Origin of the sequence: Cellulomonas sp. APG4 (assembly GCF_009996735.1) — a bacterium.
In the GTDB taxonomy this organism is placed as follows: Bacteria; Actinomycetota; Actinomycetes; order Actinomycetales; family Cellulomonadaceae; genus Actinotalea.
This window is the reverse complement of the sequence record NZ_JAACYI010000002.1, coordinates 93668-110702: the sequence shown is the minus strand read 5'-3', so window position 1 is coordinate 110702 and position 17035 is coordinate 93668. Positions and strand designations below refer to the sequence as shown.

15 protein-coding genes are annotated in these 17035 nt (G+C 73.6%); 13 read left to right on the top strand and 2 right to left on the bottom strand.

Translation table 11 applies throughout. The annotated features are described in order from the left end of the window. The first annotated feature begins 105 nt into the window (after positions 1-105). The gene (locus GXB85_RS02595; protein ID WP_370523962.1) at positions 106-792 is read left to right on the top strand and encodes an HAD family hydrolase; all 687 of its coding nucleotides are present in this window, start codon (positions 106-108) and stop codon (positions 790-792) included. Here the strand turns inward: GXB85_RS02595 and GXB85_RS02590 are convergent. After that, positions 770-1705: a RecB family exonuclease gene (locus tag GXB85_RS02590; protein ID WP_370523961.1), complete on the bottom strand. Its 936-nt coding sequence runs from the start codon at positions 1703-1705 to the stop codon at positions 770-772. The two genes, GXB85_RS02595 and GXB85_RS02590, sit on opposite strands and share 23 nt — an antisense overlap. A gap of 102 nt (positions 1706-1807) precedes the next feature. Between GXB85_RS02590 and GXB85_RS02585 the strand changes: the two genes are divergently transcribed. From GXB85_RS02585 to hisF, 10 genes are all read left to right on the top strand, one after another. Then, entirely contained in the window at positions 1808-2953 is a 1146-nt protein-coding gene (locus GXB85_RS02585) for a site-2 protease family protein (protein WP_161916073.1), read from the top strand. Positions 2954-2964: 11 nt separating this feature from the next. Beyond that, a complete protein-coding gene (locus tag GXB85_RS02580) occupies positions 2965-4011 on the top strand; it encodes a tRNA (adenine-N1)-methyltransferase (protein WP_370523960.1) in 1047 nt (348 codons plus the stop codon). 118 nt (positions 4012-4129) lie between these two features. After that, on the top strand, positions 4130-5773 hold the full coding sequence (gene arc / locus GXB85_RS02575; protein ID WP_161916072.1) for a proteasome ATPase: 1644 nt from the start codon (positions 4130-4132) through the stop codon (positions 5771-5773). A gap of 77 nt (positions 5774-5850) precedes the next feature. Continuing rightward, positions 5851-7434 (top strand): depupylase/deamidase Dop, encoded by a 1584-nt coding sequence (gene dop / locus GXB85_RS02570; RefSeq protein WP_202627475.1) that lies wholly within the window; start codon positions 5851-5853, stop codon positions 7432-7434. A 145-nt stretch (positions 7435-7579) separates the two neighbouring features. Then, complete coding sequence (locus tag GXB85_RS02565) at positions 7580-7771, top strand: ubiquitin-like protein Pup (RefSeq protein WP_161916071.1); 192 nt, start codon at positions 7580-7582, stop codon at positions 7769-7771. Further along, positions 7768-8601, top strand: a complete 834-nt coding sequence (gene prcB, locus GXB85_RS02560; RefSeq protein ID WP_161916070.1) for a proteasome subunit beta — start codon at positions 7768-7770, stop codon at positions 8599-8601. Before GXB85_RS02565 ends, prcB begins: the two co-directional genes overlap by 4 nt. Continuing rightward, the gene (prcA, locus tag GXB85_RS02555) at positions 8598-9290 is read left to right on the top strand and encodes a proteasome subunit alpha (protein ID WP_161916069.1); all 693 of its coding nucleotides are present in this window, start codon (positions 8598-8600) and stop codon (positions 9288-9290) included. Before prcB ends, prcA begins: the two co-directional genes overlap by 4 nt. 2 nt (positions 9291-9292) lie before the next feature. Then, the gene (gene pafA, locus GXB85_RS02550; RefSeq protein WP_161916068.1) at positions 9293-10654 is read left to right on the top strand and encodes a Pup--protein ligase; all 1362 of its coding nucleotides are present in this window, start codon (positions 9293-9295) and stop codon (positions 10652-10654) included. Between the two features lie 124 nt (positions 10655-10778). Continuing rightward, the gene (locus GXB85_RS02545) at positions 10779-11663 is read left to right on the top strand and encodes an FKBP-type peptidyl-prolyl cis-trans isomerase (RefSeq protein WP_370523959.1); all 885 of its coding nucleotides are present in this window, start codon (positions 10779-10781) and stop codon (positions 11661-11663) included. Between the two features lie 8 nt (positions 11664-11671). Beyond that, positions 11672-12442, top strand: coding sequence for an imidazole glycerol phosphate synthase subunit HisF (gene hisF, locus GXB85_RS02540; protein ID WP_161916067.1), 771 nt, complete (start codon positions 11672-11674; stop codon positions 12440-12442). 27 nt (positions 12443-12469) lie between these two features. Here the strand turns inward: hisF and GXB85_RS02535 are convergent, their stop codons facing one another. Further along, positions 12470-13123: a TIGR03085 family metal-binding protein gene (locus GXB85_RS02535; RefSeq protein WP_161916066.1), complete on the bottom strand. Its 654-nt coding sequence runs from the start codon at positions 13121-13123 to the stop codon at positions 12470-12472. A 131-nt stretch (positions 13124-13254) separates the two neighbouring features. Here GXB85_RS02535 and GXB85_RS02530 point away from each other — a divergent pair, with 131 nt between their 5' ends. Beyond that, a complete protein-coding gene (locus GXB85_RS02530; protein WP_370523958.1) occupies positions 13255-15168 on the top strand; it encodes an ABC transporter ATP-binding protein in 1914 nt (637 codons plus the stop codon). After that, positions 15165-16997 (top strand): ABC transporter ATP-binding protein, encoded by a 1833-nt coding sequence (locus GXB85_RS02525; RefSeq protein WP_161916065.1) that lies wholly within the window; start codon positions 15165-15167, stop codon positions 16995-16997. Before GXB85_RS02530 ends, GXB85_RS02525 begins: the two co-directional genes overlap by 4 nt. The last annotated feature ends 38 nt before the right edge of the window (positions 16998-17035 follow it).

Genomic DNA, 17035 nt, shown 5'->3' with positions numbered 1-17035 from the left:
GGCGGTTAGCCTCCTGGGGGCCGCCCCGGCGGACGGACGACGACAGGAGCACGGTGTGACCCTCCGACCCACCTCCCACCTCGAAGACCGGCGGAGGTACGCCGCGTGACACGCCCCGCTGCGGTGCTGTGGGACATGGACGGCACGCTCGTGGACACCGAACCGTGCTGGATGGCCGCCGAGACCGCGATCGTGACCGAGTTCGGTGGGCGATGGACCCACGAGGACGCGCTCCAGATGATCGGGCTGCCGCTCATGACGGCGGCACGCATCCTCGCCGAGCACGGCGTCCCGCTGCCGCACGAGGAGATCGCCCGGCGCCTCGTCGACAGCGTGGTGACCGCGGTCGCGCGTGAGCTCGTGTGGCAGCCCGGGGCGCGCGAGCTCCTCGAGCAGCTGCGAGACGCCGGGGTCCCGTGCGCGCTGGTCACGATGTCGTACCGTGTGCTCGCCGAGGCCGTCGTGGCCCAGGCGCCCGACGGCGTCTTCCAGGTCATGGTCACGGGCGACGAGGTCGAGCGCGGGAAGCCCCACCCCGAGCCCTACCTGCGTGCGGCCGAGCTGCTCGGCGTGCGCGCCGAGGACTGCGTCGCGGTGGAGGACTCACCGCCCGGGATCAGCTCGGCGCTCGCCGCAGGGGTGCACACCCTCGGCGTCCAGCACATCGTCCCCGTCGAGCAGCGGCCGGGCCTGAGCCGGGTCGCGACGCTTGAGGGCGTGACCCTGGCGGACCTCGAGGGTCTCGTGCGCGGTCAGGTGCTCGACCGCCTCACGGGCGCAGCCCCAGGGTGAGCTCGATCGCGCCGTCCGGCACGGGCGGCGGCGTGCCACCGAACACCGGGCACAGCGACTGGTGGGCACACCAGTCGCACAGCGCGCTGCGCCGCGGCTGCCAGGTGCCCGTCTCCGCCGAGCGGCGCACGGACTCCCACAGGGCGCGCACCTTGCGCTCCGTCGCGGCGACGTCGCCGGCGTCGGGGACGTGGCGCAGCAGGCGACCGTCCCCGAGGTAGACGAGCTGGAGCATGTCCGGCACGCGCCCACGCAGACGCGAGACCACGAGCGCGTAGAAGCGCATCTGGAACATCGGCTTGGACTCGAAGCCCTCGCGCGGGGACCGACCCGTCTTGTAGTCGACCACGCGGATCGCACCGTTGGGCGCGACGTCGAGGCGGTCGATGATGCCTCGGAGCTCGAGCCCGTCGTCGAGGTCCGTGGACACGTGGAGCTCGCGCTCCGCGGGCTCGAGGCGGTTCGGGTCCTCGAGGGTGAACCACCGGTCGAGCAGCGTCCCTGCCTGGGCGAACCAGTCCGTCAGGTCCGACGCGTCGGGCAGGACGTCGGCGCAGTCGGGCTGCGTCTCGACCATCCCGTCCCACGCCTGGGGGAGGAGGGCGCGCGCGGCATCCGGCGTGCGCTCACCCGCGGGGGCGTCGAAAAGGCGCTCGAGCACCGCGTGCACGAGCGTGCCGCGCACCGCCGCCGCGCTCGGCGGCTCGGGGAGACGGTCGACCACCCGGAAGCGGAAGAGCAGCGGGCACTGCAGGTAGTCGGCCGCGCGGGACGGCGACAGACCGGGGCGGCGCCGCCGTGGGGGTTCGTCCGGCCGCGTGAGCGTGGCCGTCGCGATCGGCCCGGTGGTGGCGGCGGGGGGCCCGGGGTCTGTGGTCGGGCCGGTGGCGGGCTGACTGTCGGGGACGAGCACGCGGACACCCTACGTGCGTGGTCGGACACGTGGCCGCGGCCCACCGGCCCGCCCGGTGGGACCGCGCCGGGCGGCGTCCGTGCCGCGCCGTAGGGTGGCGCCGTGGCAGCAGCGGACGAGCACCCCGGCACGCGCACCAGGGGTTGGGTGGTCGGCCGCGTCGCGGGCGCGCCCGTCGTGGTCTCCCCGGGCTGGGCCGTCGCCGCGGTCGCGCTCACCCTGCTGTTCGCCCCGACCGTGCGTGCACTCGCCCCGACCGTGGGCGACAGCGCGTACGTGGTCTCGGCGTCCTTCGTGCTCCTCCTGCTCGTCTCCGTGTTCCTGCACGAGCTCGCGCACGCCCTCATGGCCCGGCGCTGCGGGATCGAGGTCCGCGAGCTCGCGGTCACCCTGCTGGGCGGCCACACCCGGTTCGCCTCCGCGGCGTCCACACCGGGGTCGAGCGCGCTCGTCGCCGTCGTCGGCCCCGCGGCGAACCTCGCGCTGGGGGCCCTGGCCTGGGGCGTCGCCCAGCTCCTGCCGACGGGCGGGATCGCGGCCGTGGTCGTCGCGGCCGCGGCCGTCGCGAACGGCTTCGTCGCCGTCTTCAACCTGGTCCCGGGCCTCCCGCTCGACGGCGGGCGCGTCCTCGAGGCGCTCGTGTGGCACGTGACGGGCCGTCGCGGACGCGGCTCGGAGGTCGCCGGCTGGGTGGGGCGGCTCGTGGCCGTGGGCGTCGTCGTCTGGGTGCTCGCGCGGCCTCTGCTCGCGGGCACCCGACCGAGCCTCACCGCCGTCGTGTGGGCGTCCCTCGTCGGTGCCTTCCTGTGGAGCGGGGCGGCTGCGGCGGTGCGCGCCGGACGGACCGAGCAGGCGGTCGAGCGGATCACGGTGCGCGGTCTCATGACGCGCGCGTCCGCGCTGGCCGCGCGCGGGACGCTCTCCGACGCCCTCGACGTGCTCGACTCGGGTGGCGAGGTGGTGCTGCTCGACACGGACGGGCGGCCCGTCGCCTACCTCGACCGGTATGCCGTCGCGTCGGTCCCGCGCGAGCGCGCCGCGAGCGTCCCGCTGACCGCCGTGGCCGTGGCGCTGCCGGGTGGTGCGGTGGTCCAGGCCGACCTCACGGGGGCGGCGGCCGTGCGTGCCGTCGGCGGTGCCGCGCGTACGTCCGCGGCGAGCGCCGTCCTCGAGCCCGACGGGCGCGTCGTCGGGCTGCTGCGGACGCAGGACGTGATCGACGCCCTGCGCACCGGTCGCCGCACCTAGACTCCTGCGGCGTGACCGAGGCCCAGAACCCAGACCTGCTCAGCGAGCCCACGTCGAGACCGACGGGTGCCGAGCTGCGGCGCGGTCCGTTGCGCCCGGGTGACCGGGTCCAGCTCACGGACCCTCGTGGCCGGCTCCACACCATCACGCTCGCACCCGGTGCCACGTTCCACACCCACAAGGGCTGGTTCGCCCACGACGACCTGATCGGTGCGCCCGAGGGCACGGTGGTGACCAGCTCGGGTGGCGTCGAGTACCTCGCCCTGCGGCCGCTGCTCGCCGACCACGTGCTGTCGATGCCGCGCGGTGCGGCCGTCGTGTACCCGAAGGACGCCGGGCAGATCGTCGCCATGGCGGACATCTTCCCGGGGGCCCGCGTGGTCGAGGCCGGCGTCGGTTCGGGCGCGCTCAGCATGTCGCTGCTCCGCGCCGTCGGCGACGGAGGGGCGCTCCACTCGATCGAGCGCCGTGAGGACTTCGCGGCGATCGCGCGGGCGAACGTCGAGGGCTTCTTCGGCGGGCCGCACCCTGCGTGGACGCTCACCCTCGGGGACCTGTCCGAGGCGCTGCCGGACGTCGTGGCCCCCGGGACGGTGGACCGCGTGGTGCTCGACATGCTCGCGCCGTGGGAGAACCTGGACGCCGTCGCCGACGCGCTCGCGCCCGGCGGCGTGCTCGTCGCCTACGTCGCGACGACCACCCAGCTCTCGCGTCTCGCCGAGGACCTGCGGGCCGACGGTCGGTACACCGAGCCCCAGGCGTTCGAGACGATGGTCCGCGGCTGGCACCTCGAGGGCCTCGCGGTGCGCCCGCAGCACCGGATGATCGGCCACACCGGTTTCCTCCTGACCACGCGGCGCATGGCACCCGGCGTCCCGGTGCCCGAACGCCGCCGTCGGCCCGCGAAGGGTGCGTACCCGGCGGACGCCGAGTGGAGCCCCGAGGAGCTCGGCGAGCGCACGGTCTCGGACAAGAAGGTCCGGCGCCTGCGTCGCGACCTCGGCGCTGGGCCGCAGGAGGGCGGAGGGGCGCACGAGGGCCCGGGGCCGCTCGGCTGAGTGCCCGCTCGACACGAGCGACGGGCGCTCGACGCTGCTGCGGACCACGCGCGAGGACGCATAGGGTCGTGCTGAGGGCGCCGCGCGCCCGGCACGTCCCCCGACCGAGGAGGCACCGATGAGCCAGACGCCCGACCCCGAGGCGACGCGGCGCGGAGCGCAGGCCGAGCGGGAGGCCGCGGTGCTCGCCGCGAAGAACGAGCGGCTCGCCGAGGCTCTCCGCCAGGCGCGGGACCGGATCGTCGAGCTCCAGCAGCAGATCGAGGACCTGGGCCGGCCGCCCGGCACGTTCGCGACGTTCCTGCGCGCACGCGTCGACGGCACGGTCGAGATCTTCTCGTCGGGCCGCAAGATGCACGTCGACGTCGGTCCGGGCGTCGACGTGCCGTCGCTGAGGCCCGGCCAGGAGGTCAAGCTCAACGAGGCGCTCACGGTCGTCGAGGCCGGCGCGTACGAGAACGTCGGTGAGATCGTCACGGTCAAGGAGCTGCTCGGGGCCGACCGTGCGCTCGTGGTGGGGCGCGCGGACGAGGAGCGCGTGGTGCGGCTCGCGGGCTCGGTGCTCGACGAGCGCGTGCGCGTCGGTGACGCGCTCACCGTCGAGACCCGCACCGGCTTCGTGTTCGAGCGGGTCCCTCGGTCCGAGGTCGAGGAGCTCGTGCTCGAGGAGGTGCCGCAGATCGACTACGCGGACATCGGCGGGCTGGGACCTCAGATCGAGCAGATCCGCGACGCGGTCGAGCTGCCCTTCTCGCACCCCGAGCTGTTCCGCGAGCACGGGCTCCGGCCGCCCAAGGGCGTGCTCCTGTACGGCCCGCCCGGGTGCGGCAAGACGCTGATCGCGAAGGCCGTCGCGCACTCGCTCGCCGAGACGCGCGGGCGGCGCGAGGACGGCGGGCCGACGACGAGCTACTTCCTCAACGTCAAGGGCCCCGAGCTCCTCAACAAGTACGTGGGCGAGACCGAGCGGCACATCCGCCTGATCTTCGCGCGCGCCCGCGAGAAGGCGTCGCAGGGCAACCCCGTCGTCGTGTTCTTCGACGAGATGGAGTCGCTCTTCCGGACGCGCGGCACCGGGGTGTCGAGCGACGTCGAGACGACCATCGTGCCCCAGCTGCTGAGCGAGATCGACGGTGTCGAGCGGCTCGAGAACGTCATCGTCATCGGCGCCTCGAACCGCGAGGACATGATCGACCCGGCGATCCTGCGCCCCGGCCGCCTCGACGTGAAGATCAAGATCGAGCGTCCCGACGCCGAGGCGGCGCGCGACATCTTCGCCAAGTACCTGACCCCCGACCTGCCCCTGCACCCCGACGACGTGTCGGAGCACGACGGCGACGTCGCGGCGACCGTCGAGGCCATGATCAGGAGCGCGGTCGAGCGCATGTACGCGGAGAGCCCCGAGAACGAGTTCCTCGAGGTCACCTACGCGTCGGGGGACAAGGAGGTCCTCTACTTCAAGGACTTCAGCTCGGGCGCGATGATCCAGAACGTCGTGGACCGGGCCAAGAAGAGCGCGATCAAGGACTTCCTCGCGACCGGTCGGCGCGGGATCCGTGTCGACCACGTGCTCGCGGCGTGCGTCGACGAGTTCAAGGAGAACGAGGACCTGCCCAACACGACGAACCCGGACGACTGGGCCCGGATCTCGGGCAAGAAGGGTGAGCGGATCGTGTTCATCCGCACGATCGTCCAGGGCAAGGGCGGCAAGGAGAGCGGCCGCACGATCGAGACGGTGACCCCCACGGGTCAGTACCTGTGAGCACCGGCGCGCCCGTCGGCACCACGCCGCCAGAGCCGCACGGGGAGGCCCGTGGACCGTCGGGTGTGCGTCGGGTCATGGGCATCGAGACCGAGTACGGCGTGGTCGAGCCGGGACGTCCGAACGCCAACCCGATGGCGCTCTCGAGCCATGTGGTCGCCGCCTACGCCGCCGTCGCGGCGCGCGACGTCGGCTCCCGGGCGCGGTGGGACTACGAGGACGAGGACCCCCTCGCGGACGCCCGGGGGTTCCGGCTCGACCGGGCGTCGGCGCACCCGTCGCTCCTGACCGACGACGAGGCCCGTCCAGCGCCGTCGGGCGAGGACCTCGCGTCGACCGAGCTCGAACGCCCTGCGGTCGCCGAGTACGACGACCCGGGCGCCGCGACCACCATCCTCACGAACGGCGCCCGCCTGTACGTCGACCACGCGCACCCCGAGTACTCCTCGCCCGAGGTGACCGGGCCGCGTGACGCCGTCGTCTGGGACAAGGCGGGTGAGCTGGTCGCGCTCCGTGCGATGCGTGCGCTCGGGGCGAACCCCGCCATGCCCGACGTCGTCCTCTACAAGAACAACGTCGACGGCAAGGGGGCCTCGTACGGCACCCACGAGAACTACCTCGTCGAGCGCGACGTGCCGTTCGAGCTGCTCGTGCGCGCCCTCACGCCGTTCCTCGTCACCCGGCAGGTGTTCGCGGGTGCCGGACGCGTGGGCATCGGCCCCACGGGGCGGGTCCCCGGTTTCCAGCTCGGGCAGCGTGCCGACTACATCGAGGCCGAGGTGGGCCTCGAGACCACGCTGCGTCGACCGATCGTCAACACGCGTGACGAGCCGCACGCCGACCGGCGTCGCTGGCGCCGCCTGCACCTGATCCTCGGTGACGCGACCCTGCTCGAGGTCGCCACGTGGCTGCGGCTCGGCACCACGGCCGCGGTGCTCGACCTCGTCGAACGAGGGCACCGTGACCCCGCGCTGCTCGAGCCGCTCACGGGCCTCGCGCTCGCCGACCCCGTCGGCGCGGTGCACCAGGTGAGCCGTGACCCGTCGCTGACGGCGCGCGTGGCGCTCGTCGACGGCCGGCACCTCACCGCTCTCGAGGTGCAGCACGAGGTCCTCGCGGCGGTGCGTGCCGGCCTCGCCGGGCACCACGTCGACCCGCAGACTGCCGAGGTGCTCGAGCGGTGGGCCTCGGTGCTCGACCGGCTCGGCACGGACCCGATGAGCTGCGCCTGCGAGGTCGAGTGGGTCGCCAAGCTGCGGGTGCTGGAGGCGATGCGGGCGCGCGACCGCCTCGCGTGGGACCACCCGCGGCTCGCGGCCCTCGACATCCAGTGGTCGGACCTGCGTCCGGAACGCGGGGTCTACCACCGCCTCCTCGCCGCGGGAGCGGTCGAGCGGCTCACGGGCGACGACGAGGTCGAGCGCGCCGTGCACGAGCCGCCCGAGGACACCCGCGCGTGGTTCCGCGGCAACGTCGTGCGCCGGTACGGACCTCACCTGCGCGCGGCGAGCTGGGACTCCGTCGTCCTGGACGTGCCGTCGTCCGCGTCGTTGCGACGGATCCCGCTGCGCGACCCGTGGCGTGGCACCCGGGCCCACGTCGGCGCCCTGCTCGACGCGTGCCCTGACGCCGAGACCCTCGTCGCGCGCCTCGCACGCTGACCGTTGCGCCCGTGGCGGACACGGGACGCCCGCCTCCCGCAGGTGTCGGCCGTGCCGCCTAGGATCGAGGACGTCGGATGAGGGCGTCCGCCCGTGCGGTACCTGCCGTCGCGACGGGCGCCCGACGAGCAGCAGGAGGGTCACCATGGCCGGTCAGGACCAGGTCCGCGGACGTCGCGAGGACGAGGAGCCGGTCGAGCCTCCCGAGCCGGCGACCGCACCGGCCGCGCAGAGCCGTGACCAGGAGGTCGACTCGCTCCTCGAGGAGATCGACGAGGTGCTCGAGTCCAACGCCGAGTCGTTCGTGCGCGGGTTCGTGCAGAAGGGCGGCCAGTGAGCCGCAGCGCGGGCGGGGACGGCCGGCTCCCGGCCGCCTTCACGACGCCCGGGACGTCGTCGTTCCTGGACTTCCTCGCCCAGCACGAGCCGTCGTTGCTGCCCACCGGGCGCGCGCTGCCCCCGGGAGACGTGCCGGCCGCGCCGCACGCGACGACGATCGTCGCGCTCACGTTCGACGGCGGCCTGGTCATGGCAGGGGACCGGCGCGCGACCGCGGGCTCCATGATCGCCTCGCGGCACATCGAGAAGGTCTTCCCGGCGGACGACTACTCCGCGGTCGGGATCGCCGGCACGGCGGGCCTCGCGCTCGAGCTCGTGCGTCTCTTCCAGCTCGAGCTCGAGCACTACGAGAAGATCGAGGGCACGCTGCTGTCGCTCGACGGCAAGGCCAACCGGCTCGCGACGATGATCCGCGGCTCGCTCGCCCTCGCCATGCAGGGACTCGCCGTCGTCCCCCTCTTCGGCGGCTTCGACCTCGACCGCGGCACCGGGCGTCTGTTCTCGTTCGACGTCACCGGCGGTCGCTACGAGGAGACCGACTTCCACGCCGTCGGGTCGGGCTCGGTCTTCGCGCGGGGATCCCTGAAGAAGCTCTGGTGGCCGGGGATGAACGCGTCCGACGCCGTGCGCACGGCCGTCCACGCCCTCGTCGACGCGGCCGACGACGACGCGGCGACCGGGGGGCCGGACACCGTGCGACGCATCTGGCCCGTCGTGGCCACCGTGACCGCGGACGGCTACCGCCGCGTGGACGACGCGGCCCTCGCGGCCGTCGCTGCCGAGGTGGAGGCGCTCCGCCGCACGAGCGAGGGAGGTGAGCAGCGATGACGATGCCGTTCTACGTCTCGCCCGAGCAGCTCATGAAGGACCGGGCCGACTACGCACGCAAGGGCATCGCGCGCGGACGGTCCGTCGTCGTGCTGCAGTACGACGACGGCATCGCGTTCGCGACCGAGAACCCGTCGCGCGCGCTGCACAAGATCTCCGAGATCTACGACCGCATCGCGTTCGCGGCCGTCGGCAAGTACAACGAGTTCGAGAACCTGCGCGTGGCAGGCGTGCGGTACGCCGACCTGCGCGGCTACTCCTACGACCGCTCCGACGTGAACGCCCGCGGCCTCGCGAACGCGTACGCGCAGACGCTCGGCACCGTCTTCACCACGGAGTCGAAGCCGCTCGAGGTCGAGCTCGTGGTCGCCGAGGTCGGAGCGACGCCCGAGCTCGACCAGATCTACCGGCTGTCGTACGACGGCTCGGTGGCCGACGAGCGCGGGCACGTGGCGATGGGCGGGCAGGCCGAGCACCTCTCCGAGAAGGTCGCCGAGAGCTGGGGGCCGGGGATGTCGCTCGAGGAGGTCGTGCACCTCGCTGTGCGCGTCCTCGGAGCGCAGCCCGAGGGCGAGGACCGCGTCATCGAGCCGACGGCGCTCGAGGTCGCCGTCCTCGACCGCACCCGGCCACGCCGTGCGTTCCGGCGCCTTGCGGCCCCCGCCCTGACCGAGCTGCTGGGCGCCTAGGCGTGGACCGCCGCATCTTCGGTCTGGAGACCGAGTACGGCGTGACCTGCGCCGTCGACTCCGGCCGCGGCCTCTCCGCGGACGAGGTCGCTCGCTACCTGTTCCGCAAGGTCGTGGCCTGGGGCCGTTCGTCGAACGTCTTCCTGCGCAACGGGTCACGGTTGTACCTCGACGTGGGCTCCCACCCCGAGTACGCGACGGCCGAGTGCGACGACGTGCGCCACCTCGTGGCCCACGACCGCGGGGGAGAGCGGATTCTCGAGGGGCTCGTGGCCGACGCGCAGCAGCGCCTCGAGCACGAGGGGATCCCGGGCCGCATCCACCTGTTCAAGAACAACACCGACTCGGCGGGCAACTCCTACGGCTGCCACGAGAACTACCTGATCCGCCGGCAGGGCGACTTCGGCCGACTGGCCGACGTGCTCGTCCCCTTCCTGATCACACGCCAGGTGCTCACCGGCGCGGGCAAGGTGCTGCCCGGCTCGCGCGGTGCGACGTACTGCCTCTCGCAGCGTGCCGACCACATCTGGGAGTCGGTCTCGAGCGCGACCACCCGCTCCCGCCCCATCATCAACACGCGCGACGAGCCGCACGCCGACGCGGAGTCGTACCGGCGCCTGCACGTGATCGTGGGCGACTCGTCGATGGCCGAGCCGACGACGCTGCTCAAGGTGGGGGCCACCGACCTCGTGCTGCGGCTCGTCGAGGCGGGCATCCCGATGCGCGACCTCACGCTCGAGAACCCGATGCGGGCGATCCGCGAGATCAGCCACGACGTCACGGGGACCGCGCCCGTGCAGCTCTCCAACGGTCGCACGGCCACGGCCCTGGACCTCCAGGAGGAGTTCCTCGGGAGGGTCCTGGACCTTGTGGGCCAGCACGTCGAGCGGACTCCCGTCGTAGAGCACGTGCTCGACCTGTGGGAGCGGGGGCTCCGTGCGGTCCGCTCGGGAGACCTCGGCCCCGTGGAGCGTGAGCTCGACTGGGTGATCAAGCTGCGCCTGATCGAGCGCTACCGCGCGAAGCACGGGCTCGAGCTCGACGACCCGCGGGTCGCGCGGCTCGACCTCGCGTACCACGACATCTCACGGACCGAGGGGCTGTACAACCTCCTGGCGGCGCGCGGCATGGTCGAGCGCGTCGTCGACGACCTCGACACCTTCGAGGCGACCGCCGTCCCGCCGCAGACCACGCGCGCGAAGCTGCGTGGCGACTTCGTGCGCCGCGCGCAGGAGGCGCGCCGTGACTACACGGTCGACTGGGTGCACCTCAAGCTCAACGACCAGGCGCAGCGCACGGTGCTCTGCAAGGATCCGTTCCGCAGCGTGGACGAGCGTGTGGACAGGCTGCTCGAGTCCATGTGAGGTGCGGCCGACGCGGCGGACGGCGGGCCACGAGGGTCGGAGGTCGCCGTACAGTGGACGCGGCGGCCGAGGGGCTCTCGGTCCGTCGCAGTCGCACCGGAGGCCGGTGCCGGGAAGGAGCGGTGTGCCCGTACGTCGAGGCAGGGCGGTCGTCGCAGCCGCTGCGTTCGTGCTCGCCGCCGGGACCTTGGCCGCCTGCGGTGACGAGCCCGAGGTGACGGTCGACGTCGAGGTCACCGGTGAGGCAGGGGTGGTACCCGAGCTGACCTACCCGCAGCCGCTCGAGGTCGACGAGGCGTTCGCCGAGGTCGTCTGGGAGGGCGAGGGCCCCGAGGTCACGGACGGTGAGCCGATCCTCCTGCACTACTACGCGGAGGACGCGAGCGACGGGTCCGTCGTCGGCGAGACGTTCTCCGGAGTCCCGAAGGCCTTCGTCATGAGCCGGGACTCCGTCGGCTCGGACATCTACGACGCGCTCCAGGGCACCACCGTGGGGTCGCGCGTGCTGAACGTCGTGCCGGCGGGCGATCAGCCCACCACCACGGTCGCCGTCTTCGACGTGCTGCCCACGCGGGCGTCGGGGGAGGCCGTCGAGCCTCGTGAGGGGCTTCCGGTCGTCGAGCTCGCCGCCGACGGCGAGCCGCTCGTGACGGTGCCGGAGGCTGAGCCGCCCAGCGACCTGGTCGTGCAGCCGCTCATCCGCGGCACGGGTGCGCAGGTCACGGCCGGTCAGGTGATCACCGTGCAGTACACCGGGCTGACGTGGTCCGACGGCGAGGTCTTCGACTCGAGCTGGGCGCCCGACGAGCTCCCCTGGCCGTTCCCGATCGGGGTCGGGTCGGTCGTCGCGGCATGGGACCAGGGGCTCGTCGAGCAGACCGTCGGCAGCCAGGTGCTCCTCGTCGTCCCGCCGGGCCTCGGCTACGGTGGCGACGACAGCGAGCTCGTCGGTGAGACCCAGGTCTTCGTCGTCGACATCCTCGCCGCCAGCGGCGGCCCCACCTCCTGAGGTCTCACATGTCTGCAGCGATCCGGGTGATCCCGTGCCTGGACGTCGACGCCGGCCGCGTCGTCAAGGGTGTCAACTTCGCCGACCTGCGGGATGCGGGCGACCCGGTCGAGCTCGCGCGCCGCTACGACGCAGAGGGTGCGGACGAGGTCACGTTCCTCGACGTCTCGGCCTCGTCGTCGGACCGGAGCACGACGCTCGACGTCGTGACGCGCACCGCCTCGGAGGTGTTCGTCCCCCTCACCGTGGGCGGCGGCGTGCGGACCACCGACGACGTCGACCGGCTGCTGCGCGCGGGCGCGGACAAGGTGGGGGTCAACACCGCGGCGATCCAGCGCCCCGAGGTGATCTCGGAGATCGCCGAGAGGTTCGGCAGCCAGGTCCTGGTCATCTCGGTCGACGCGCGTCGGGTGGTCGACGGCCCGCCGACGCCCTCGGGCTACGAGGTCACGACGCACGGTGGGCGGCGCGGCACGGGGATCGACGCCGTCGCGTGGGCGCGGGAGGCGGTCGAGCGCGGCGCCGGTGAGGTCCTGCTGAACTCCATGGACGCGGACGGCACCACCGACGGCTTCGACCTCGAGATGCTGCGCGACGTGCGTCGCGAGGTCGCCGTGCCGCTGATCGCGAGCGGCGGTGCAGGTGTGCCCGAGCACTTCGTCGAGGCCGCGCGGGCGGGTGCCGACGCCCTGCTCGCCGCCACCGTCTTCCACTTCGGCACCCTCACCGTGGGTCAGGTGAAGAGCGCGCTGCGCGAGGCGGGCGTGCACGTGCGCTGAGCCGCGCCGTGGCCCGCCGGCGGTCCGTCAGGCCACCGGGCGAGGACGCACCTCGTCGAGGGCCGCGACGTCCTCGAGAGCCCCCTCGACCGTGACGCGCGCGGCCGCCGACCGGTCGTAGGCGTGCAGCACGAGGTCGCCGACGTCGCCGGTGACGACGACCGTCGACGCACCCCGCGGACCGGCGCGCAGCACGCGGCCCTCGCCGTCGCACAGGGCGACACGGACGGGCGAGCGTCGGTAGAGCATCCCCGCCATGCGGGTGAGGCCGCGCCAGAGTGCCTCGGTGTGCTCGGGCGTCCTCGGACGCGGCGGGAGCGGACCGGCCCCTCGACGCACGTCCTCGGTGTGCACGAACAGCTCGACCAGCTGCGCGGCGTCGCTCCACTCCAGCGGGTGCCACCGGCCCGGCCCCTGACGCACGCGCTCCACGAGCGCGGCGTACCCGGCCTCGGCGCCCGAGGCTGCCGCGAGCTCGGAGATCGCGCGCTCGGTGCGCGCGGCGAGCTGCGGCACCACGATGCCGGCCGCGACGAGGGGTGCACGTTCCCTTAGCACGACGTGGGCCGCGAGGTGCTCGCTGCGCCAGCCCTCGCAGAGCGTGGGTGCTCCCGGCCCGGCGTCGGCGAGGGCGTCGGCGAGCGCGGTTCGTTCACGGGGGTGGAAGAGCGCTCGAGGCATGGCCCGATCGTCGCACGCGCGACCTCGGCCCGCCGGTCGTCCGAGGCGCCGGGGGCGGCACCGCACCCCGGAGGGAGTGCGTGTCCCCTGCGCGTGAGAGGCTTGAGGTCTCCCCATCGAAAGGATCCGACGTGCCTGTGCCCGGAGTCGGAGGGCCCGCAGCGCGCGGGCGGCGCACCCCCGCGCGGGCGGCGCTCGCAGGCGGCACGGCGCGGCGGTCGGTCCTGCTGATGTGGCGCGGGCTCGCGACGCAGCCGCGCGTCTACGCGGCTGCGATCGGGGCGTCGGCGCTGTTCGGCGCCCTGACCGTCGGCGTGAGCCGCGCGCTGGGCGTCGTCACGGACGACGTCGTGGTCCCGGCGCTCGAGGGTGACCTGGACGCGCGCTCAGCCGTCTGGGTCGCCGGGGCGGTGCTGCTCGGGGTCGCGGTCGCGCTCGCGGCCTCGGTCGCCGGGCGACGGATCCTGGCGGGCATGGGGTACGCGGGCGTGCAGGCCACGCACCGGCGCGGGGTGACCCGCCAGTACCTACGACTGCCCATGTCGTGGCACCGGCGTCACCCGACCGGCCAGCTGCTGTCCAACGCCAACGCGGACGTCGAGGCGGCCACGGGCGTCTTCAACCCCCTCCCGTTCGCGCTGGGCGTCGTCGTGATGATCGCGGTCGCGGCGGTCGCCCTGCTGCGTGTGGACGTGTGGCTCGCGCTCACCGCGCTCGCGGTTCTGCCGCTGGCCATCGTCGCCAACTTCGTCTTCCAGCGGTACATGTCGCCCGCCATCACACGCGCCCAGCAGCTGCGTGCGGAGGTGTCGGACATCGCTCACGAGAGCTTCGAGGCGGCCCTGCTGGTGAAGTCCCTCGGCACCGAGGCGCGCGAGGAGTCGCGCTTCGCCGAGCGCGCCGACGAGCTGCGGGCGGCGAACGTCCGCGTCGGCCAGGTGCGCGCCGTCTTCGACCCCGTGATCGACCTGCTGCCGAGCCTCGGCACGCTGCTGGTGCTGCTCGTCGGCGCCCAGCGAGCCTCGGTCGGCGCGGTGCAGACCGGTGAGATCGTCTCCGCCGCCTACCTCCTCACGGTCATGGCCGTGCCCGTGCGGGCGTTCGGCTGGGTGCTCGGTGAGCTCCCGCGCGGGCTCGTGGGCTACGACAGGATCGCTCGCGTGCTGGACGCCGAGGGGGAGCTGCGCAGCGGTGCACGGCGGCTCACGTCGTCGGGCGGCGCTCGGGTCGCGCTCCGTGGGGTCGGCGTGACGGTCCCGAGCCAGCTGGGCGAGCAGGGGATCCTCGCCGACGTCGACCTCGACCTCTCGCCCGGTCGCACGGTCGCGCTCGTCGGCGTCACGGGCGCCGGCAAGACGACGCTCGTCTCGTTGCTCTCGCGTCTGCAGGACCCGACCCGCGGCACCGTGCAGATCGACGGTACGGACCTGCGTGACGTCGACCTGGACGACCTGACGCGTCACGTCGCGCTCGTCGCGCAGAGTGCCTTCCTGTTCGAGGACACGGTGCGTGCGAACGTGACCCTGGCCGACGCCGACGACCCGGGAGCGCCCGACGACGACGCGGTGTGGGAGGCGCTCCGCCTCGCGCGCGTCGACGACGTCGTGCGTCGCCTGCCCGAGGGGCTCGACGCGCCGCTCGGCGAGCGAGGGGCCAACCTGTCGGGCGGCCAGCGTCAGCGGATCGCGATCGCCCGGGCGCTCGTCCGCCGTCCGCGGCTGCTCGTGCTGGACGACGCGACGTCGGCGGTGGACCCCCGCATCGAGCAGGAGATCCTGGCCGGCCTGCGAGCCGCGAACGGCGCGTCCGACGGCGCGGGGCCGACGGTGCTGATGGTCGCGTACCGGATGTCGTCGATCCTGCTCGCCGACGAGGTCGTGCACCTGCACGCGGGCCGCGTGGTGGACCACGGGACGCATGCCGAGCTCCTCGCCCGCGACCCTGGCTACTGCGAGCTGGCGACCGCGTACGAGCAGGAGACGGAGCGGCGTGCAGCGGACGCCGCCGCGCAGGACGAGGACGAGAACGCCGAGGTGGCCGGGTGAGTGCGGTGAAGGACGGGGTCCGCCTCGAGACGACGAGCGACCTCGGGCCCCTCGCGACCCTGCGCCGTGGCGTCCAGCTCTCGCCGCAGCTGCTCGTCGGGCTGCGCGTCACGGTGCTCCTCGCCGTCCTGGCGGCCGCCGGCCGGGTGGTCGTGCCCATCGCCGTCCAGCAGACGATCGACACCGGCATCCTCAGCGAGGGCGGTCCCCGCACCGACCGGGTGCTCCTCCTCGTGGGGCTCGCGGCGCTCGCGCTCGTCGCCGCCGGCGTGTGCTCGGCCCTCGTCAACGTGCGGCTGTTCCGCAGCAGCGAGGCCGGCCTCGCGAACCTGCGCACACGCGCGTTCCGGCACGTCCACGACCTGTCGGTGCTGACGCAGAGCACCGAACGTCGCGGAAGCCTCGTCTCGCGCGTGACGAGTGACGTCGACACGATCTCGCTGTTCGTCCAGTGGGGCGGGATCATGCTGCTCGTCTCGGTGCTGCAGATCGGCGTCGCCACGGTGCTCATGCTCGTGTACTCGTGGCAGCTGACCCTGGTGGTGTGGCTCTGCTTCCTCCCGCTCATGCTGGTCATCCGGCCGGCGCAGAAGAAGGTGAGCGCGGCCTACGCGCTGGTGCGGCAGAGGGTCGGCGCGATGCTCGGTGCCATCTCGGAGGCCGTGGTGGGCGCCGAGACCATCAAGGCCTACGGCGTGGGCGAACGGACGCAGCGCCGCATCGACCATGCCGTCGAGGCGACCCGGGACGCGATGGTGCGGGCGCAGGTGCGCGTCGCGGTCGTCTTCTCGAGCGGTGTGCTCACCGCGAACCTGGTGCTGAGCGTCGTCGTCGTCGTGGGCACCTTCCTCGGCATCGACGGCTCGCTCACGGTCGGCCGCGTGCTCGCCTTCCTCTTCCTCGTCCAGCTCTTCACCGGCCCCGTCCAGATGGCGACCGAGATCCTGAACGAGCTCCAGAACGCCCTCGCGGGATGGCGTCGCGTGATCGGCGTCATCGACACCGAGGTCGACGTCGTCGACCCGCTCGAGGGCGTCGTGAGCCCGCGCGGACCGGCCCGCGTCGAGCTGCGGGGCGTGGCGTTCGCGTACCCCGGTGGGCCGCGCGTCCTCGAGGACGTCGACCTCGTGCTCCCGGCGCGAGCCAAGGTCGCCGTCGTCGGGGCCACGGGCTCGGGCAAGACGACCCTCGCGAAGCTCGTCACGCGCCTCGTGGACCCCGCCGAGGGCACTGTGCTGCTCGACGGCACCGACCTGCGCGACGTGACCCTCGCGAGCCTGCGCCGCCGCGTCGTGCTCGTGCCGCAGGAGGGCTTCCTCTTCGAGGGGACGCTCGTCGAGAACGTCGCCTACGGCGCGCGGGACCTGGACGGTCCGCACGGCACCTGGTCGCCCGACGCCACCGACGCGCGCGACGCCGCGGTCGCGGCGGCGTTCGCCGAGCTCGGGCTCGCGGACTGGCTCAGCGACCTCCCGGAAGGGCTGCACACGCAGGTGGGCCAGCGTGGGGAGCGGCTCTCGGCGGGGGAGCGGCAGCTCGTCGCGCTCGCGCGCGCGCACCTCGCGGGAGCCGACTACCTGGTCCTCGACGAGGCGACGAGCGCCGTCGACCCCGCGACAGAGGTGCGCATCGCCCGGGCACTCGACTCGCTCACCGCGGGCCGCGGCACGCTCACGATCGCGCACCGCCTCTCGACGGCCGAGGCATCCGACCTGGTGGTCGTGGTCGAGGCCGGCCGCGTGGTCGAGGTGGGTCCGCACGCCGAGCTCGTCGGGCGCGGCGGCGTCTACGCGGGCATGCACGCGGCGTGGCTGAGCCAGACCCGCTGACGCGAGCAAGCGACGCGGGCGGCGCGGGGCACGTGGCA